The sequence below is a fragment of the Levilactobacillus cerevisiae genome (genome assembly GCF_003946245.1).
GTDB lineage: Bacteria > Bacillota > Bacilli > Lactobacillales > Lactobacillaceae > Levilactobacillus > Levilactobacillus cerevisiae.
In genome coordinates this window covers 70,137-90,548 of record NZ_RHNN01000002.1, presented here as the reverse complement: position 1 = coordinate 90,548, position 20,412 = coordinate 70,137, and the positions used below count along the sequence as shown (strand labels likewise).

At 51.2% G+C, this 20,412-nt stretch carries 16 protein-coding genes; 5 read left to right on the top strand and 11 right to left on the bottom strand.

Features of this window, described 5'->3' with window-relative positions:
* Nucleotides 1-75 precede the first annotated feature (75 nt).
* The 4 genes from relB to EKM99_RS01210 all read right to left on the bottom strand — a co-directional run bounded on the left by relB (nucleotide 76) and on the right by EKM99_RS01210 (nucleotide 5,319).
* Nucleotides 76-288 (bottom strand): type II toxin-antitoxin system RelB family antitoxin, encoded by a 213-nt coding sequence (relB, locus tag EKM99_RS01225; protein ID WP_225419747.1) that lies wholly within the window; start codon nucleotides 286-288, stop codon nucleotides 76-78.
* A gap of 99 nt (nucleotides 289-387) precedes the next feature.
* Nucleotides 388-885: a hypothetical protein gene (locus EKM99_RS01220; RefSeq protein WP_125580111.1), complete on the bottom strand. Its 498-nt coding sequence runs from the start codon at nucleotides 883-885 to the stop codon at nucleotides 388-390.
* 149 nt (nucleotides 886-1,034) lie between these two features.
* Nucleotides 1,035-4,073, bottom strand: coding sequence for a KxYKxGKxW signal peptide domain-containing protein (locus EKM99_RS01215; protein ID WP_125580109.1), 3,039 nt, complete (start codon nucleotides 4,071-4,073; stop codon nucleotides 1,035-1,037).
* A 355-nt stretch (nucleotides 4,074-4,428) separates the two neighbouring features.
* Nucleotides 4,429-5,319, bottom strand: coding sequence for a tyrosine-protein phosphatase (locus EKM99_RS01210; RefSeq protein ID WP_125580107.1), 891 nt, complete (start codon nucleotides 5,317-5,319; stop codon nucleotides 4,429-4,431).
* Between the two features lie 460 nt (nucleotides 5,320-5,779).
* Between EKM99_RS01210 and EKM99_RS01205 the strand changes: the two genes are divergently transcribed.
* The gene (locus tag EKM99_RS01205) at nucleotides 5,780-8,815 is read left to right on the top strand and encodes a KxYKxGKxW signal peptide domain-containing protein (RefSeq protein WP_125580105.1); all 3,036 of its coding nucleotides are present in this window, start codon (nucleotides 5,780-5,782) and stop codon (nucleotides 8,813-8,815) included.
* A 132-nt stretch (nucleotides 8,816-8,947) separates the two neighbouring features.
* Here the strand turns inward: EKM99_RS01205 and map are convergent, their stop codons facing one another.
* The 3 genes from map to EKM99_RS01190 all read right to left on the bottom strand — a co-directional run bounded on the left by map (nucleotide 8,948) and on the right by EKM99_RS01190 (nucleotide 10,493).
* Nucleotides 8,948-9,736 carry a type I methionyl aminopeptidase gene (gene map / locus EKM99_RS01200; RefSeq protein WP_125580103.1) on the bottom strand — a complete coding sequence of 263 codons (789 nt, stop codon included), beginning with the start codon at nucleotides 9,734-9,736 and terminating at the stop codon, nucleotides 8,948-8,950.
* A gap of 88 nt (nucleotides 9,737-9,824) precedes the next feature.
* Nucleotides 9,825-10,166: a cupin domain-containing protein gene (locus EKM99_RS01195; RefSeq protein ID WP_125580101.1), complete on the bottom strand. Its 342-nt coding sequence runs from the start codon at nucleotides 10,164-10,166 to the stop codon at nucleotides 9,825-9,827.
* Between the two features lie 12 nt (nucleotides 10,167-10,178).
* Nucleotides 10,179-10,493: a cupin domain-containing protein gene (locus tag EKM99_RS01190; RefSeq protein WP_125580099.1), complete on the bottom strand. Its 315-nt coding sequence runs from the start codon at nucleotides 10,491-10,493 to the stop codon at nucleotides 10,179-10,181.
* 234 nt (nucleotides 10,494-10,727) lie between these two features.
* Between EKM99_RS01190 and EKM99_RS01185 the strand changes: the two genes are divergently transcribed.
* The 4 genes from EKM99_RS01185 to EKM99_RS01170 all read left to right on the top strand — a co-directional run bounded on the left by EKM99_RS01185 (nucleotide 10,728) and on the right by EKM99_RS01170 (nucleotide 14,005).
* Entirely contained in the window at nucleotides 10,728-11,639 is a 912-nt protein-coding gene (locus EKM99_RS01185; RefSeq protein ID WP_125580097.1) for a hypothetical protein, read from the top strand.
* 194 nt (nucleotides 11,640-11,833) lie between these two features.
* Nucleotides 11,834-12,661, top strand: a complete 828-nt coding sequence (locus EKM99_RS01180) for an undecaprenyl-diphosphate phosphatase (protein ID WP_125580095.1) — start codon at nucleotides 11,834-11,836, stop codon at nucleotides 12,659-12,661.
* A gap of 236 nt (nucleotides 12,662-12,897) precedes the next feature.
* Nucleotides 12,898-13,296: an aggregation-promoting factor C-terminal-like domain-containing protein gene (locus EKM99_RS01175; RefSeq protein ID WP_125580093.1), complete on the top strand. Its 399-nt coding sequence runs from the start codon at nucleotides 12,898-12,900 to the stop codon at nucleotides 13,294-13,296.
* 154 nt (nucleotides 13,297-13,450) lie between these two features.
* Nucleotides 13,451-14,005 carry a hypothetical protein gene (locus EKM99_RS01170; protein ID WP_125580091.1) on the top strand — a complete coding sequence of 185 codons (555 nt, stop codon included), beginning with the start codon at nucleotides 13,451-13,453 and terminating at the stop codon, nucleotides 14,003-14,005.
* 45 nt (nucleotides 14,006-14,050) lie between these two features.
* Here the strand turns inward: EKM99_RS01170 and EKM99_RS01165 are convergent, their stop codons facing one another.
* The 4 genes from EKM99_RS01165 to EKM99_RS01150 form a co-directional block, all read right to left on the bottom strand.
* The gene (locus EKM99_RS01165; protein ID WP_125580089.1) at nucleotides 14,051-14,533 is read right to left on the bottom strand and encodes a hypothetical protein; all 483 of its coding nucleotides are present in this window, start codon (nucleotides 14,531-14,533) and stop codon (nucleotides 14,051-14,053) included.
* A gap of 156 nt (nucleotides 14,534-14,689) precedes the next feature.
* Entirely contained in the window at nucleotides 14,690-15,853 is a 1,164-nt protein-coding gene (locus EKM99_RS01160) for a DUF998 domain-containing protein (RefSeq protein ID WP_125580087.1), read from the bottom strand.
* Between the two features lie 785 nt (nucleotides 15,854-16,638).
* Entirely contained in the window at nucleotides 16,639-18,963 is a 2,325-nt protein-coding gene (locus EKM99_RS01155; RefSeq protein ID WP_225419744.1) for a BspA family leucine-rich repeat surface protein, read from the bottom strand.
* A 582-nt stretch (nucleotides 18,964-19,545) separates the two neighbouring features.
* Nucleotides 19,546-20,409: an aldo/keto reductase gene (locus EKM99_RS01150; protein WP_125580083.1), complete on the bottom strand. Its 864-nt coding sequence runs from the start codon at nucleotides 20,407-20,409 to the stop codon at nucleotides 19,546-19,548.
* Between the last annotated feature and the right edge of the window lie 3 nt (nucleotides 20,410-20,412).

The following is a 20,412-nucleotide window of genomic DNA, read 5'->3' as shown; positions in this document are numbered from 1 at the left end:
TTTTTGTCCGGATTTTTCGGCTGCCAATATAAAAAGATCGTTAGTCAAATCAGTATCAGTTTCCATACATAGGTCTTACTTTACGCCCAAGCGATTCATAATCTCTTGTCGTGAAACCGTCTCGCCGTGGCTATCCTGTACATTCTTAACTGCCTCTTGATAATCCTCTTCATCTTCCAGCTGGTCCAAAATGACTTTTTCCATAAAAGACGTTACCGATTCGCCGTGGAAGTCAGCCAATGCTTTAATTGCTTCGTATTGATCAACTGCCAAATGTACCGATAGCACAGTCACTCCGCAACACCTCCGTTGACTTATTATGGCACACTCAGGCTTCACTTAAAGCCTATTTGCCTGTCACTTTCGGCTAGCTGCAGACTCTCTGGTTTAGGACAGCCGTGAGCCTTCCGTCACCATACCCCGATGGAGCCAAGCCATAGCACTCCGCGCAATTGGTTGGGCAATGAAGGCTTCCACTACCAAGGCAATCGTATAGTTGCGGGGCCATTTAGCAAAGAAATGGACGACCGGATCAAGGGTAACACTACCGGTGCCAATCCAGGTTCCCAGGATCGTCAAAACTAAGGACATCAAGAACACATTGCACATCGCCGTGATCATCATGGTTGACCGGAAGCTGGCGTTCTGATCCAAAAAGTAACTGGCCATTTTGCTGGCTGGTTGCTGCGTTACGACGACTAAAATAATCACGCTAACCCAGAGTAGTGGCAGTTGATGGAGCACCATCGCCCAGTGATTCAGTGAAAATCCGACTTCCAGACCCGTGATGATTGGTGCAATCAGATTAACCGAAATCACCGAGATAATTGCCATGAACAAAACTGTTTCTTTCAAATTCTGGGGTAACCGTTGTTGAAATTCCAAAAATATAACACTCCTTTTAATTTTAGTGGTAAAAAAATCAGCACGCCGCCCCTTGAAGAAGGGAACGACGTGCTGATCAATTATACGCACTATTAAGTTGGATTCAGTTTAGCATTTATTTCCGCGAAAAGTCAAAGGGAAATTTGTACTTATTTTTCAAAACGTTTACGTTCCAGCCCGGCAGTCAGCCCCAAAAGCGTGAATGATAGCGCCCCCACAGCCGTGAGCCAAGCACTGTTGTCTTCACTAGTTTGCGGCAAAGTAGTTGGTGACGTAGCTGTCTTGCTAAGCGAGGCTGCTGACGCTGTCCGGTTGACCGTCGCAGCGAAACCCGCATCAGTCGTCAGCGGCTGTATACGTTGCCGCCTCTGACTAGCCGTAATTGTGCCAGCACCCCCGCCATTGCTCAGGCTGAGTGCCGCACTCTTAGTCCCCTGCGCATTCACGGCATGCTTGGCAACTACGGTGATATTCAGTTGTCCGCCAGGCACGTGACTGACAGGCTGAGTCGTTCCCGGAAGATCAGGCTCTTGTGGCTCCGTCGTTGGGATGACCTCACCCGTATCGCCGGGCGTGCTGGTCCCAGCATGACCATTGTCCGTGTCAGTTGGCGTCGTGGTGCCGCCAGTCTCAGTTTTCGCAGTCACGGTAACGGTAGTCTTTCCAACCGCCGTGTGCGTGACGTCCTGCTGATCCACGAAGCTGTAGGTAACCGTGTAAGTTCCCGGTGTGCGCGTCATATCATCAGCGGTCACCGGCGTCCCCTGTGCATTGGTGATGGTTGCCGTGGCGGGGACAGTTGTCCCGTCGACATCGGTAGCGGTCACCGGCGTAGGCGTCCAGTCATCCCCAACCGTGATTGCGGTCGTTGTCCCTGGAAATGTGATGGCGGACTGATTGGGCAAAACGGTCACGGTGGCGACGGCGGAAGCACGCACACTTCCCTCAGTGTATATGTAAGTTACCTGAAAAGTCCCGGCCGTAGCCAAGTCGGCACGGGTGACTGCCGTTGTGGTGCCATCGTCGTTAACCTTCGCAAATGATTCTGTCAATTGCTCAACGGTTAGTGGCTGACCACTGGCATCCGTACCACTGACAAAGTTATCTGCTGGCGTCCAGCCATTACTGCCCGCGTAAATCGGATCCGCATTTTTAACCTTCACCGTTATCGGCGACTCACTCACAAAAAGTGTGGTCGTTGCTTGATGGTCAGTACCGTCCTGATCGGTAAATGTGTACACCAGCGCGTAATTTCCCGCCTGCGTGGTGTCGATTGCGGTAGGGGTACTGCCATCGTCTAAGTTCGTGATGGCCACACTGATTTTATTTGGGTCCACCGCAGTGCCGTCCGCATCGGTAGCGGAAACTAAGTTGGTTAGTTTGGTCCAGGTTGACCCGATGGGGATGGTCTTATTGGTCACGTCGAGATCTGCCTGGGAGTCCTGACTCTTTTCGTTTAGATAGACCGTATAAGTGGTTCCAGTCACCCCTTTAGTCGTCGCCGTAGCTAGCGCGGCCGCCGTTAAATCGGCAATGTTTGGGTGCCAACCCATTGTGTCCGTGGCAGTGCCAACGCTGTAGGCTAAATCATCGGAATACTTACTTGCGTCTAAACCAAGTTGTGTGGCAATACTTTCTAAAGATAACACGTTTTCGCGTTGATAGGTCTCCGTACTAAGGCCTTGTACCGTTTGTGTGCCCAACGTTTCTCCAGTCGTTCCATCAACAACGTTATAGGTATCATTCACTAGGACATCCATATAGGATAGCTGTGGCAGCGCCGACCCAACACCTCGCGAAGACTGGTACGCAGGCATAATTAATCCCGCAATATTACTGTCTGGCGCATTTATTCCCAGACTGGCTGTGGTAATTGTCGGATAACCATTGGCCGTCGTCTTGCTATTCACAAGGTCCCCAACGCCCGCAAATAAAACCCCGGCCGTCGATAGTTCTGCGTAAGTCACGGCATTAATATCAATTGGTGCCGTGGTGCCATCCTCGCCTTCATCCCCAGTATAAATCAACATTTTAAAAGCTGGCCAGGTAGCCGTTGATGCAGCGTTAGCCTTGGCACTTGTTGCCCCATCGTTCGGCCGGAAGTAGTAAACCTGACGCCCATCAGTCGTATTATTTAACCGGTAGGCTTCAAGCCCAGTAAAATTACTGAAATACTCAGAAAACGCGCCCTCACCTGAAACTGTCTTTAAAAAGTTACTGGCAGATTCCTGCGCATTGGCCAGTGAGCTGGTAATTGATTTCGGCAGAATTAAATAAAACCCCCAAAGCTGTCCGCCCAACCTACTTCCTAAAGTTTTCGTGTTATACGGATAAACTGTGACGTTAGCAACTGCATTATACAAAACATATTTGCTTGAAGTTTGAACGTAAAAGTTAGAATAGGTGTATTCGCCAAGGCTTGATTGCTCCGTTTCCGGTGGTGTAATCGTACTCCCATCAGTAATCACGTCCCCATTGGCGGCCATCGTCTCCGCACTGGTATCTAGGGTATCGCTAGCCACTACCGCATCATTCACCGCCTCGGTGGGTAAAACTGCCGCAGCTGGTGCAGCCATCCGCCCGGACCGGGCAAAGTTACTAGACATTCTCATCATCAGTGAGCCAGTAGCACTCCCGTTTTCGTAATTCGCTAGCAACGCTCCGCCATTACCGGCATCTCTCTTCGCCGAGGAGGGCGCAGGTGCCGCCACACAATCAGCGTTAGTGGCTACCGAGCTGGCGGCGCTGGAATCTGAGTTAGCGCCACTACTGGCCACATTCGCTGTTGAGCTGGCAGCCGAGCTCACAACAGGATTGGCGACTGAACTCGCTTGACTGGCACTGGATGATGCGACCGAAGCGGGTGTCCCTGCGTCTGAGCTACTGGCACTGCTCGCAGCTGAACTTGCTGTGGCGGATGCGGCTACTGGTTTTAACGTGGCCATTACCGCTGACGAGGTCGCACCAGCAGTCACACCACTAACCGATTCGTCTGAATGACCAGTATCTGCTTGGCCATTGACACTCGTGAGCCATAATCCGCCCAATAGTGTTAGCGCTGTCATTCCACTCGTGAGCCATAATTTTCCTGCCTTATAAAGTTTATAATGCCGTTTTTCTGTTTGCGCCCCAACTCGTTGCCAATTCTTCTTAGCCATCATGATTGACTCCCGCTTTCCCTCATCCACTCAGTATGCCGCCTGGGCTTATTTGAAATAGTAAAACAAGTTATAGATAAATAAGTTACACTAATTGACTATTTTATACACTTAAATCATACCATAATTCGAGAATTAATTAACTACTAAGTTATACAGCTACATGACTGTTAAGTCAGCCAATTTAGCCCGAGACATCTGTTCGTGGGTGTCCAAGCTGTGAATGATTAGTCAAATTGATTTAAGTAATTTACAAACTTTATTCTCTAAGAAAATTAGCACTCCCCTAACTTAGTAACACCAAAGATACTCAGTGTGCTGAATAAAATTTCAATCAAAAAAGATCGACTCCCACTCTGGGGGTCGATCTTTTTCATAAAACAGCTTACTTCAAATAGAGTTTCTGTAGTTTAGTTTGATCCGCCTTAGTCAGCCCCAAGCCCTTCTGCAGGTACTTATCCACCGAGCCGTACTTCTTGTCGATAGCGGAGAAGGCCGCGTTCAAGTAGGACTTCTTGACACTCATCATGTCCGTCGTCATCTTGATAGTTGCCGCGTCAGCTCCCTTGTCCTTCAGCTGTTTGAGGGTAGCTTGATTGCTGGCAGCCAGGTATTTGTTCGACAGGAGATAATCACTCATCACGGTCTTGCGGTTAACGCCCAGCGCCGTTAGTACTAAGGCTGTCCCCACACCAGTCCGGTCTTTCCCCGCCGTACAGTGCCAGAGCACGGCCTGACCTTTAGGGTTCTTCAAAAGCACCTTAAAGAGTTGCTTGTACGCCTTTTGACCCTGCTTGGTGGTGACCATGGCCTTGTAACCGTCTTCCATAATCTTGACGCCATCTTTACTGGTCATTGCAAATTGTTGGGAAACGTCCTTCACAACGGGGTCGAACTTGTAAGCAACACCGGAAATCTTTACGTCCGGGTCCTTATCCGCTTCGCCTTTAGAACGCAAATCAACGTCGGTTGCCAGATGGTAAGTCTTCTTCAGCTTCTGGGTGTCAGCCTTGGTTAACTTGTTCAGCGCTGCGGCCCGCAACAGCATGTGGGCCTTGACCGTCTTGCCCGACTTCGTGCGGTAGCCGCCGAGGTCGCGAACGTTGACGGCCCCCTTGAGCTTAATCTGTGAGCCGGCCTTGGTGGAAGTGGTCTTCGCACTAATCGCCACTGCGTGCGTCGCGGCCTGAACTGGCGTCGCCACTACCTGTGCACCTAACCCCAACGTTACCAACAAAGTTCCCAGTGAAAGTCCTACCCGTAATTTAGTCGTCAAATTAACTGCCTCCTAGTTTTTAGTCCTAGGTTAGGATACCAAGTCACTGTAGATTTTTGATGTTGGTGAGGTAAAGGTCTTGTAGACGTTTGATTACAATTTTTATAATACCCCGCAACCCCCGTCTTCGTTACTTTTTTCTGAATCTGAGAAGTCATAGTCCATTGACTTTTCAGCCCCTTTTCAGGTGATTCAATCAAAGTGAGCGTTTTCACACGAAGGTAATCAATAACCGTAATTTTCTGCGTCAGACCAACCATCTGTAAATTTTATCCTATCATTTTGACGACAGCTAAACCGGCAACAGGGATAATCGGTTTCGACGATTAACTACAACCTGACGCAACTATTTTATGTTATTATTAAACTATCAACGAAACACACGACCGCGTCCGCTTTTTTCGGATCTGCTTCTGACATCCCCTGCCACGGCCACTGTGTAGGATAGGAGCAGATTCTTATGAAGCAAGCAGACACACGGACCACGACCAAGGTCCATTACAAGCTATACAAGGCTGGTAAATTCTGGCTAGTTGGCACGCTGGCTACGGTATCTTTAGTAGCGGGATTGGCAGTTACTAACCCCGCACAGGCGGATACGACTGACGGCAGTACAGCCTCCAGTTCAATTGATTCTGGTTCAAGTAGCACGTCTACTGATTCCACGACGCTTTCTTCTAGTCAAGAATCAACAACGAGTAACTCAGCCAGCACGGCTTCTGATAGCAGCACCACTGACAAAGAGGGTGACTCTACAGCGACCAGTGATGCTAAAAAAACTGTCAGTACAACTGCTCAAAATACCAATTCATCCACAACAAATAAGACGTCATTAACGGTTGCCGACGGCGGGTCACACGCTGAATCAATTTCAGCTTCCACAGCGTCTAAACCCACGGAGAGTTCGACCATTGCGACTCAACGCGTCGCTTCACACCGAAAAGTCTTAAAAACGACCAGTCCATCGGCCGTTTTAGCCGCCAGTGGTTTAAGCGCAAAGAAGGCTGTTGACCGTCTCATGCACTCTCGCCTCGCACCCGTGTCATTAAAGCATACAGCTATTACACCTGTAGCTGAAGACCTTACGAATTCGGTTGTGACAACGCAAGATAATTCGACGCTGAGTCCCGTGACGCTGACGACATTTCCAAAGGTCAGTAACTTCTATGTCAGTGTTACGGGTAGCACTATCCCCTACAACTCTTATGCAAGAGCCTCACTCCTTCCGTACAGTAGCGAATTTCTGAATATCGGTGAGGAGCTCTTCGGCTTCTATGTTGTCCTGCCAAAGTCCATCACCGCTACCCTTGCTGATGTCCAAACGGGGGCCACTAACTACGTGCATTCGCTAACTCAGGAAATTGATCCGGCAACGAATAAACCATACACGCAAATATCCAGTTTAACTGCCTATCAGTTGGCAGACACAGCCAACATGGCAGATCCAACGCAAGACGGTCGTCAAGTTTTCTATTTCCAACCAGATACTAACGCCAAGGTTAATACCAGAGACAACTCTTTAGGCTACAACAATCAAATCAAAATGACTGTTGCCGTGAGGACCGCCTCAGATACGTCTACACCCGTTCCTCAAAAAATAGACCTTAACGCAGTTGGGTACACCAAAGGCGATACAACAACACTTCCGTATAATGATGTTCTGTTCGCTGGTTATAATAGCAATCCCATTTATACCCCTGGTGATTCCAATTACATGACTATGGCATCAAATAGTTTTGGCGCCGATTGGCCAGACCAATACGTCGTTGGTATCGCAGCTGATAATGGTGCGGCCACCCTTAATTATCACACGTTCACGGTAACTGATTCTGTTGTTGGTTATGTCACTGGCACGACTGACTTAGCAATCTACGGTTTCCAATATACCCCGGGTACCGCTGGAAGCACGTATACATTATCAGATTACGTTACAAATGAAACAGTTGATGCGCATATCAGAAGTAACGCGTTGTACTGGAAACCCTCAACCCGGTTCGTTGGAACACAGATTGGGAAAACTTTAACCATCCACGACGATGGAACGGCTGTTCTACCAACAACGGCCATTCTTAACCCCACCTCTCTAGATTTATCCATTAATTCGGCTGATCCAGTCTATAACACCAAGGGAATTACCTACGTGTTCTATCTTGATAAGATAAAAACCAAGCTCACACCTAAAAATACAACGCTCGCCGTCAACAGTGCTTGGACCCCCGACAACAACCTAACAATTGTAACGCCGAGTGGAGCAACTGATTTGACGACGCTTAACAAGGAAGGTACGTTAACCACAACTGTCACAAATAGCAGCGGCCAAACCGTATCCGCCGATACATTCACGCAAACCCCTGGTAAGTATACCGTGACTTATGGTTACAAGGATCTGCAGGGCAACAAGTATTTAGATGCGGCCACTCCGACGGTCACTAGTGGCACGGCAACAATAATTGTTGCTGACACCGACAGTTCCCTGAGCGTCCCTAACAAAGTTTCAGTTATCTCTGGCGAATCCTGGATACCGGGAAGTATCACAACGATTACGGACGCTAAAGGCAACCCGCTGACGTCTACCAAGGATCTGAGTATCACAGCTGATGGCACCTCATTTAGCCCTACAGAGCCATTTCCCACAACTACTCCTGGCACTTATCCATTAACTTACAGCTATACTGATAGCGTCGGCGTAACTCGTACAGCTAATACAACGCTTACTGTCTTACCTAATCAGAGTGCAATCATTGCTAGCAAAACTACAGTGGTTGCTGGGACACCTCTCAATCCAGCGGCCGCTATTACGTCAATAGTTGATGCCAGCGGGAAACCTATCACCACAACTGACGTGGCTGTCACTGTCACCAACGAAGATGGTACCGCCGTAAATACCGATACCGCCAAACCAGGGACCTATACGGTGGTTTATCACTTTACGGACCCGATCACTAAGCTTGACGTCGCCTCTGCGCCTGTCACCTTAACCATCACCGCCGCCCCAACAACTGGCGGCTCCAGTACCAACACTGGCTCCACCACACCAGACAACGGTGAAACGCCAACCACGCCGACGACTCCCGTCAAACCTGCTAAACCAGCCAAAACGACGAAGCCAGCAAAGACACCCCGTATCGGGAAGGCGGCCACCATCAAGGATCCGCCAGCTCGCATCGTCATCACCTCTGCGCCGCATTACACACCCGCCATTCAGACCGGTGTCACCGGCCACAGCTCACCGCTTTCAGGTGGCGAGGCAGCGGCGGCTTTGAATCGCCAGAACGGCCGAACCAAGCCGGCCAACATGTTAACACAGGCCCAAGCCGACCAGTTAGCCACCCAACAAGCGGCGGCTAACTTAGCTGCAGAGCATGCTGCCAATGGTTCGAATGCCGCGACGGACCTCCCACAGACTGGCGACCAGTCAACTACCTGGACTGCCGAGTTAGGCGTCCTGTTATTGACGATTACTGGCGCACTGGGTTTCCGGCGTCGGCGTCATTAAAATTTACGAGCCTACCAAAAGAGGTTGCGACAAATTGTCGCAACCTCTTTTATGACCAATTTCATCTCGCAAAAGCGTGTACTGGCAAGCCATTGATTCCGGCTCAACGCCTGCCGGCACACGCTTTCCCGCTTACTTCAATAAATATTTTGCGTCCAACGCATGGTCAAACGAGGTCAAAATCTTAGGACCGTCGTCCGTGATCACAATCGTGTGCTCGTACTGGCAGCTCAAACTGCCGTCGACCGTGCGGATGGTCCAGCCATCGTCAGCCGGGGCGCTACACTCTTCGCTACCGACGTTGATCATCGGTTCGATGGTGATGGTCATCCCCGCCTTCAAGCGCGTACCGTGACCGGGGCGGCCGTAATGGGGCACGTCCGGGTCTTCGTGCATGGTCGGTCCAATGCCGTGGCCGATGTAATCGCGCACGACACCGTAACCCAACTGGTTTTCCGCGTAGTCCTGGATGGCAAACCCAATGTCGCCGATTCGGTTACCCACGACGGCTTGATCAATTCCTTTGTACAGCGCCTTTAGCGTCACGTCCATTAATTTCTCGACCTTGGCGGAAGCCTTGCCGACCACAAAGGCGTGGCAGGCATCACTCAGGTACCCGTCGTAGTCAATGACTGTGTCCATTTTAATCAGGTCGCCCTCGTGAACCAGGATGTCCTTGCTGGGGCAACCGTGGCAAATCATGTCGTTAACGCTGACGCAGGTGGAATACTTGTAGCCCTCGAAGTTCAGTTCGCCCGGGGTAGCGCCGTGACCAACGATGTATTCATAAGAAAAATGGTCGATATCCCAGGTCGTGATTCCTGGCTTGATGTAACTTTCGAGCTCGTGGAACAGGCCGACCAGAATGTCTCCGGCAGCCTGCATCCCGGCAATTTCTCGTTGTGACTTTAATGCAATCATAGTGTCCTCCTGATGACGGTTTGGTTATTCCCCTAGTATACCGCAAGCCATCGAAAAAGGCTGACAAACTCGCCAGCCCGACTGAAACTTATTTTGCTTGCGGCTTCACCACGACCAACAGCATCTGAAAGCCCTCAACAGCGTAGAGTGAGTGGCGGGCGTTGGCCGGAATCACTAGTGAATGGCCCGCCGGCACCGTGTATTTCTGATCTTCAATCGTCACTTCGGCGACCCCACTCAAAATGTTGAGCATGGCGTCTCCCGTGGCCGCATGTCCGCCAATCTCCTGGTCCGTCGCCACGGAGAACAGCGTCATCCCCAGGTCGTCGCGTTGTACCAGCGTCCGGCTGTTGACCTGATCGTCATCGAGTGGAATTTGTTCGCGTAAATCTAGGACTTCCCGTGGGTTTAACTTGTTGATAAATGCCATAATAATTTCCTCCTACTTCGTTTCCATTTGAATAAACTTGCACGGCTCATTGGCCACATAACTGTGTGCCGTCCCGGCCGGAATCACCAGCAACTCACCAGTTGTCACCGTTTCACGCCGGTCTGTCAGTTGAACCGTCAAAGTGCCAGCGAGCACCTGAACCAACTTGGTGCGGTCAGACTGCTCGCTACTGATACTCTCCCCGGCCGCCATCGCGTAGGCCACGAATGGCATGTCGATCCCCAGCTTGCGGCTTAAAGACTTGCTGGCAATCTGTTGGTCGCGGTACTGAATGAGGTCTGGTAAGGCGATTTTCGTTGTGCTCATGAGTAAATACTTCCTTACACGTATTTTTTGAAAGCGCTATTTCACTTCTCCAGTATACCGCAGTGTGGGGTGTCCGCCAAAATCGGCTGTGTGCCTGCGACAAATTCAGTTGTGACACCGTTTTCACAGTCCTTTCAACCTGAAAACTAGCGAATATCGTGCTATAATCAATCTCGCATGCTAAAAAATTCGACTTTTATATAAAGCAATTCTGTAAGGAGGTTTCCCCGCACCATGTCCCTCACCAAATTAGAAATCCGCGACTACCTGATTGGCTTCGCCTTTGTCCTCTTGATGGTCACGGCCGCCACGTTGCTCGGCGACTACGAAATCATTCTGCCAGAAATTGGCGCGCTCACCGCCGGCACCTGGATCTATCACAACCCCAGCTGGATTGCCCAACCGGTTAAGATTTTCCTCGCACCCTCTGGAACGGCCATCATCGGCTTTCTGGTCAATCAACTTGCCATCAGCTACGCCGCAAAGGTCTACCTGACACTCTTGCTGATTCTGCTCTTACTCAGCATTTTACGGTCCACGCTGGCGCCCTCATTTGCGACCGGCCTCCTGCCCATCATCATCAACGCCACCCACTGGTCGTTTATCGTGGCCATCCTGGTATTCACCCTGACGTTGACGCTGGGGGTGTTCTTGCAAGGCCACTACCACGGCCAACCGGCGGGCAAGCCGCTCCACGTGACCCACATGCTGGGCTTCACCCTGGTGGCTTCCGTCTGGGTCGCCGCGGTCTGGCTAGCCGGTTTTCCCCAAATGGCGGGGATTCCGCCGGTGCTCGTGGTGTTCTTCGAGGTGTCGCAGTTGCCCGCGTACCCCGGCAAGCTGGCCGTCAAACAGATTATCGCTCTGGCAGGCGCCGCCACGTTAGGCGTGCTGATCCACAGCCTGCTGGCGTCTTGGCTATTAACCACGCTGATTGCCCTGCCGCTGGTGTTCAGCTTACTCCAGCTCCTGCGCCTCAAGCTCCCAGCGGCCTACGCCTTTCCGTTGCTGGCGCTGGTCTTACCGGCAACCATGTTCCACACCTTGCCAGTCGCAGCCACGCTAGCCGCCTGCTTCTTCCTCGGCAGCGTCTTTGTCTTTCGCAAGCTGATGGCCGGGCGGGAACCGGCTTCCACTGAAAATTAACCAGACCAGTCCGGGACAAAATGCCAGACTCGCGTTGTATCTCCAAAGCTATATTGTCTCACTCTCTGTGGTTCACAACGTTAAATAGTTGTGGACCTTTTTCATTTACCAACCTTTTACATGGCTGTCACGATACATTTACATGGGTCCCGTACACTGGAAGAACTTACTCTCATACATAAAGGAGCCTTCCCGTGTTAGATATTATTAAAGCCGTTATTCTGGGTATCATTGAAGGAATCACTGAATTCCTGCCGATCAGCTCGACGGGTCACCTCTATTTGGCCGACGAATTCGTCAAGCTCAACGAGTCGACCGCTTTCATTAACATGTTCATGGTCGTCATCCAGCTGGGCGCCATCCTGGCCGTCCTGGTCCTCTACTTTAACAAGCTCAATCCATGGGCAACCAACAAGGACCACCTGGAACGCCGCCAAACGTGGACGCTCTGGGCCAAGGTCATCATTGCCGTCCTCCCCTCGGTCATCGTCGGGCTACCACTAAACGATTGGATGGATGCGCACCTGACCAGCTGGCAGGTGATTGCGACCACGCTGATTGTCTACGGAATTTTATTTATTGTGATTGAAAATGCCAACCGGCACCGGACCCCTCGGTTTACCGACCTCAATCAGCTACCCATCATGATGGCCGTCTACATTGGCCTCTTTCAAGTGCTCGCCATGGTCCCCGGCACCTCACGCTCGGGGGCGACCATTCTCGGTGCCATCCTGATTGGCGCATCCCGCTACGTGGCCACGGAATTTTCATTCTTCCTGGCCATTCCAACCATGTTTGGCGCCTCACTCCTCAAGGTCTTAAAGTACTTCGTCCACGGCAATACCTTTACCTACAACCAGGTGATTGTCCTGCTCACCGGCGTCATTGTTTCCTACATTGTCGCCTACCTGTCGATCAAATTCCTGCTGAGCTACATTAAAAACAACGATTTCCAACCCTTCGGCTGGTACCGAATCGTCCTGGGAATCGTGGTTATTGCCTATTTCGGCCTAATTCACTAATTTTCTGCGGGCCGAACAAATCGTCCTATTGACTATTATTTCAGAAATGTAAATTCGGTTACATCCCTGAATTAGCGTCGTTTGTCGGTACTTTCGCCCCAAAATGGCCCACCCTATCCGTCATATAACTTTACCTCGTTGTGACCGCCTTTTAATTGCGTAGTAACACGATTGCAACATTTCTCGCGTATCCTACAGGGTAGACATTAACAAACGAGGAAGAGTGTTTAAAAAATATGACTAAATTTAAAATCAAACTTGCGTCAATCTTATTAATATTCGGTTTCTCATTCGGCATGGTTGCCAACGTCGCCACCAGTTTCGGCTCAGAACCGACTGTGACCGCTGAAGCTGCGACCTTATCCGCTAGCCAAAAGAAACAAATTGCTACAATCAACGCCGGCTTATCAGCCAAGCAAAAATCAGCCAAGAGCTGGATTGCCTACCATGAATCTCGCTACAGCTACACGGCGCGTAATGGTAACTGTTACGGTCGTTACCAATTACTGAAGGCTTACCTGCACGGTGACTACTCCGCCGTTAACCAGGAAAAGACCGCCAACAAGTACGTGGCTGGTCGTTACGGTACTTGGACCAAGGCTAAGTCATTCTGGCAACATCACCACTGGTACTAAAACTTAATCATATTTTACTTTCGGGACTGGGACACTTACCACAGTCCCTTTTTTGCGCCCATTTTTCTGGTCCAGTGCCGCACCGCGATTTGTCAGCCAATGGCTAATCCAGTAAACTGAGAAATAAATACAGCACCCGAAAGCGTGATTTCTTTTGAAGAAGTGGCTAATCGCCGCTGTCACTGGCGTGATCGTTCTGGTCGTGGGTGGCGTGGTCCTCATGCCCCGCTCATCCACGACCCCCGCGCCAGCCAGCCGCACCGCGCAGACCAGCAAAACCTCCGCACGTAAACGTAAACCGACAGCAACACCCCGCCTAACCCTGGCAGAGCTCAAACACAACCGCAAGCTAGCGTACAGTTGCATCATTTACTACGCCATCAAGGACACCAAGTTGCCACGCTGGCAAGAGGTCAACGACTTTACGGCCGGCTGGCAAGTAGAACACTACGCCCAAAAACACCCGACCCGTTATCTAGTCTGGCCGGACAGGAATATCACAGATACCGATAAGAATCTGGCGCCCAATTGGTTTACGCTCAGCGCGGATAAAGTGACTTACGACAGCATGATCGTCCATTCCTTTCGCAAGGACCAGACCGCAGCCACAACGTTGACGCACATCGTCTCCCAGATTAACGCCGACCACGCCATGGAGAAAGTACGGGCGATGCCGACGAAGATGACGGTGCTGAATCACGCAAAATAAAAGATTAATCCGGATCGACACGATTGCGGATTAATCTTTTTATTTTTAGTATTTACCATTTGCCATGCCGGCATACCGATGCGTTATTTTCTGGCCTTTGATAAAATCAAACCAGTAACCACTTTGAAAGCCACGAACGACCTTATAAGTCTTATGACCTATTTTTCTCTGCGCTAAGCTAAACCCTTGCATGGGCAGAGGACTACTAGCTTCATCCTTTAGCTTGCTATTCAACGTGAAGAAGACCTGGTGCCTATCTTTGCCAGTCACTTTAAAAGCCAGTTTGTGACTAGACTTTGCCGTTGGCTTTAATTTAAATGCTTTTGCATAACCGGGACCTGATATTTGCGCACTATGCTTGCGGATAACTAATTTATCCCACTTCTTGTGACTAGCGTATTGATAGAACGTTCCTTGAAACTTTGTGGGCACCGTGTTACTTGCGGCACTTGCCTCCGTCGAGAAGCCGGCCCCAAGTAATCCCACTAGCAATCCAATTGTCAGTAATATCCCCTGCTTAACTTTCATCGTACGCCTCCTGTATTTACGACCTACATTTAGAATAAGCCTTCAGGTTAATGATTGAAAGCGTTCACTAGCCAGTGGCGAGTAACTGGCTAAAGTCCTCATCCCTAAAAAATAACATAATAAAAGGCCATGGCAATTTGCCAACGGCCTTACAAACTAATCAAGTTCTTCCAGCATCCCCGCCATCCCGACATCGATCAGGGCTTCAATCCGATCCAGCAGCATTAACAGCCAACCGAATGCCAGAACGAAGGCCATCATTTCAAACGCCGTGAGCGAGAAGTAGCCAAATACCTGGAACAGTAATGCCGCCACCACTAACGCCACGCCGACGCCGTCCGACAGCACCAAGAAATCCTTGGTGATCTGAGGCAACAACCAGCGGACGCCCACAATCAGAGCGATGATGAAGTAGACCAGCAGCACCGCCACTTGGTCGTGCAACGCGTGTGAGTTAGCGTTGTTGGGGAAGACCCCCACCATGCCCAAATCCACGGCCGTCAACGTCAACAGTACCCGTAGCACCAATAATTGGCGGGACCGTGGAAAGACCTCGTGGAGCCGCACGAACAGGTAATCGACCAGCGCAATCATCAACATCGCCGCGAAAATCAGCGTGGCGTTGAACTGCCAGCCACTGGAGGCACCACTCGTCCCCAGAAAACTCAGGTTATGTTGCCACCAATATTTTTGATTATTCACGGCCATCGCAATGACCACGCCACTAATGATCACCAGAATCAGGACGGTCGAGAGCACGCCCGCGTCCACGACCAGGGCGAAGTAAATCATTACCGAATTGGTCACGACGCCAAAGGCAAAGAGAATCAAGCTGGCCGTCACCCGACCAAAGCTGGCCCCCTTGAACAGGACCCCCAGCAGCCACATACTTCCGGTCAACGCCAACCCAAGAATCAGCGTAAACGACAGCACAATTACCGGGAAATTTCGCCAGTAGATGTTTTGGCTAAAATGGGTGTGCGGATTTTTCCGGTCGCGAATGAAGAAGCCCGCAAACAGCAGCATGCCCATCACAACACCGAGAATGATGATTCCGGTCGCTAACGAATCGTTGCCGGCTAGATTAACCGTATGGATGTTTTGAACGTGTAAAAATAAGTAGAACCCCAGACTGACCACTAACGCCGTCAAGACGGGCCACAACAGAACCCGATTTTGGAACAGCTGCTGGCGTGGCTCATTTAATTGGACCACTAGCCGGTCGCGCTTAACCACCAGTTTCACCGGGGTATCGCCGTCTAACCGCAGTTGCTCGCTGATCTCCGCGGGGATTTTCAATTGGAACGCTTTCTTTGTCATTTTTCCTCCACTTGCTTGAACCGCAATCTCATGAAGATAATTATAACAAATTTAGCAGACTTCAACTAATTTGCTGGGGAACTAATTTGGCAGTTATGCGCTTGACCTAATCAATTGTGAACGCGCAAAAACGCGGCCGAGTTTTCACCCAGTCGCCTTTTTATTATGTTGAGGTAAGTTGGAACTTAAACTTGGGGCGTAACGCGCGCTACAAAGTAGGCGTATAACGCTGGACATTAGCAACGTTTTCTAAACCTGCTGGCTTACCGTTCACCAAATTTTGGCCGGAACGCTGTGGGTACGCTGTGGGTAGGACGCAGGCAACCTGGAAAGCGGTCTGCCAGCTCGCTTTGAACCGCACAGACCGCGTTTCAAAGTTGCCATTTTCCAAGAAGAGCACTGGGAAAATCCCACGGCTGAGCCTACCTAGACTGTACGCAATTACGGTAGACAAACGTTGCCAGGTCAGCGATGGTTACGGCAACATCCTGTTGAAGAACAATCCTAACCGGAGGAGGACAGAGATGGAGACAGCTGTGTCGACGGTGTTAGCTGGGAACCAGCTTACACCGTGGGACGTGTTTGGAGACTGACGATTTTTGTCAGGCTTCAAACCGAGCCGGAGGACCGCTTCTCAGGCCGCAGGTGCTCCCCACAGCAGACGGAATCTCTGGCAGCCGCAGGTGGCAAATTAACCACTAATTTTGTGGATTGAATCCCTGTTAGCTGGGCCGCTTTAGTCTTCTTGCACTTTCAACCTTTAGTGTTAAGTTGATGGCCGAACCTTAAGTCGCACTGTTCGTCAGCGTCCAGGTCACCGACCCGTTGTACGTGTCCGCGCTAGCCGTGCCAGCCACGGTCAGTTGAAGCCCCGTAGATCCGGTCCAGCTATCCGAAATCGTCACCGGCAAATGGTCCGTCGCGGTGTGCGTCTCGATTGGCGTGGCGGTCGTGCCAATGGTGGTCGCCACCCCATCCTTCTGGTAACTCAACGTGGCTGGCAAGGTAGCACCGGTCTGACTGCCGACAAAGCCCGCCGCATCCTCTTGCGCCGTCAACGTCCAGGTCGAATCGACCGGGCCATTGTCCTGCACGGCCAGCGTGCCGGTGGTCGTCGCATTATACGTCGTCGTTACCCCTGACAACACGTGACTGCCAAAGCTGATGCTGCCAAGTTCCGAGCTAAAGAAGAGGTTACCGGTGTACACGTACGTTACCGTGGTCGCCCCGGAGGTGAAATTCCCGGTCGCGTTGGCCGGCGTCGTATTCAGCGTATACCCGGCAATCGTCTTGGCGGTCGTGGTGTACGCGCTACCAACATCCCCGCTCAACACGTCGTCAGCCGCAATAGGATTGCCCTGCGTGTCGACGTACTTCACCGTCACGTTGCCGGCGCCACTCCAATTGTACTGACCGGCCATGGTACTGCCGTCGTAGGTCGTCATCAAGTCACTCGCGGTGTAAGTCGTGCCGGTCGTTGCCAGCTGCCATTTGCCCGTATACGGACTGGTTGAACTGGCATCCGGTAACGCCATCGTGGTCGCGTTGTGAAAAGTGAAGTCCTTCCCCAGCGTCAGGTGTTGTAGCTTGCTGTCGCCGGTAAAAACGGTGCCGTAAGCGGTGGCCGCACTGGTGTCCCAACTAGATAGATTCAGTGTATTCAGATTCGTCATATTGCTAAAGAGGCCCGTCATCGTCGTGACCTGACTGGTGTCAAAGTTGCTCAGGTCCAGGCTCGTCAAGGCGCTGGCTCCGGCAAAGAGACTCGTCATATTCGTGACACTACCGGTATCCCATTTGTCAATCTCTAGCGTGGTCAGGCCCCGATCACTGGCAAACAGGTACGCCATGTTCTGTACCTTGCTGGTATCCCAACCGTTCAACGCCAGGTCGGTGAGACCCGAACAACCAATAAACATGTTGCTGAGCGACGTCACGTTGGCCGTGTCCCAACCGTTGACGTCCAGACTGGTTAATTTGTTACAGTTCATAAATGTGTACGCCATCAGGGTAACCTTGCTGGTATCCCAGTTGGCAACGTTCAGGCTGGTCAGACTGGAACAACCGGCAAACGTTGACCACAATGTGGTGGCATTTCCCGTTTGCCAGTCGTCCACAGCCAAGCTGGTCAACGCAGCACAGTTGTAGAAAAGATAGCCCAAGTTGGTGCCCTTGCTGACATCCCATTTCGCAACGTCTAGGTCCGTCAAGAGTTTATCGTTTAAAAAGAGGCTGTGAAAGTCAGTCACCTGGCTAACGTCCCAATCCCCAACGTCTAAGGTCTTTAACGACGTACAGGTTGAAAACATCTGTGAGACATCCGTCACCGCACCAATTTGCCAGCCGCTCGTTGACACATCGGTGAGGCTGGTACAACTGGAAAACATCTGGTTGGTCGTGGTGTCGCTGGTCAGGTTGGCGTCCGGCATATTGACACTGGTCAGTGCCGTGTCCTTGTAAAAGGTTCCGTAGGTGCTGGTCACATCGCTGAAATCATTGGTGCCAAAGTCAACGCTAGTCAACGCTGAATCATATTCAAACATGTACGCCATATTGTCGACCCCGGCCATCTTGAGCTTATCCAAGCCGGTAATCGTGGTCACGTTTGGTAAGTTAGCGAACAAATAGCTGTAGTTAGGGGCCGCCGAGGTTGCGGTGAGGTCGCCGTCAATACTGATGGCGGTAATCTGACTGGCATAGCTCCCGCCAATATTAGCCGCTACCGTGGCGCTGGCCCAAGGCGAATTATTTGCTGGCAGGTAGGAAAACGACCCGCCGCTCAAATGGAGGACCCCGTCACTGGTAATCGTCCAAGTCACCGTACCGTTGACGCCGCTGGCGATGTCGGTATCCGCCGTGGCCGCCCGGGCAAGCGTTGCCCGACTGGTGGTTGTCGTACTGCTGGTCTTGGTACTGGCTGTTGAACTACTGGTCGAACTGGCGCTAGTCGTGGCACTCACGGCGTTGGCATTGGCATCCACCAGATTAGAAATTGCCGAGTCACTGGTTGTCGCGGCCGCGGCTGGCACCGTCTCCATCCCCAAAATCCCAGTGAACACTGGTGCTAGTAGGACAGCCACCACCATCACTAACCGAATCCTTTTTTCCATCTCTCTACGCATGATAACCACTCATCCCTAGATGGCACCGCCTGAGTCCTCACTCAAAAACGACTCCTGGGTGATGACAATCCCGCACTGCGCATTGCCACAGCAGCGGTGATTTTCCGGCGATACATTATTTGTCAGAAATTATTTAATCGTAAAATTTTACAGTTCCCTCATAGATTATCCTACCATTAATTCTACCTGTCAGAATGGCCACATCGCAAAATCTAGCGGACCACCATCACGCGTTTTGCCGGCATGGTTCACGGCTAAAATTCCGTCAGCGTCTCACCTTTTGGTGGGCTGAAAGACGGGCTGAATTGGCGGCTAATTTACCGAGTCGTCTGACGCTGCGTGCTCCACTACCGGCTGTCTCCAGTGATGCAGATAGTTCACAGTCTGATTCAGGGGGGACTTAAAAAACTTTTAAGGTTGGGCCCCATTCTAGCAATTACACGGTCCCACCTGCCTGTGTGCCGTTAGCTAAATGGCCCGTGAATGACCGTCGTTGCCATCACTACTCTTTCCAGCCAACGCAAAAAGCCCGCCATTTCAGCGGACTCCTTTCAAAACATTCTGCTTAACTTAATCGTTGGCGTGAACGTCGTAGCCGGCCAACATCTGTTCAACGCCGGGAGCATCGGGATCGTGTTGTCCCTTGCCGGTGTCCAAACCAATCAGGTCGGTCATTTCAGCAGGCGTCAACGTGAAGTCGAAGATGTCCAGGTTGCTCTTGATTCGGTCAGCGTGGACGGACTTGGGGAAGACAATAACGCCGAGTTGATTTTCAAAACGCAGAATCACTTGGCCAGCATCCTTGCCGTACTTCGCCGCCAACTTGGTGATGACGGGATCGGTTAAGAGCGCCTGGTTACCCTGTCCCAGTGGTGCCCACGCCTCCAACTTCACATCATCGGCAGCCATCAATTGGCGAATCGCCTTTTGTTGGAAAGTGGGGTTGAATTCCACCTGGTTGACCGCTGGCTTCACGGTGAAGTCCGGCACAAAGCTGTTCCAAATCTTGGGCGTCATGTTGGAGACCCCGATAGACTTGAGTTTACCGGCTTGTTGTGCTTCTTCCATAGCCCGCCAAGCACCCGGCACGTCGCCGTATGGCTGGTGAATCAGGTACAGGTCGATGTAATCCACGCCCAACTTTTTCAGAGACAGGTCAATGGCCGTCTTCGCTGGTTCGTAGCCAAAGTCTTGGAGCCAAAGCTTGCTGGTAATCCAAATTTGGTCGCGGGGAATCCCACTGTCACGGACGGCTTGACCCACTTCAGCCTCGTTGAAATAGGCCACGGCGGTGTCAATGTGGCGGTACCCATCCTTGAGCGCCTCCGTCACAGCCTTGTAGGTTGAGCCATCGCTAGGGATTTGGAACGTGCCGAAGCCGATTGCTGGAATCTCGTTACCGTCATTTAAGTGGATCGTTGGTGTTGTTGTCATTTC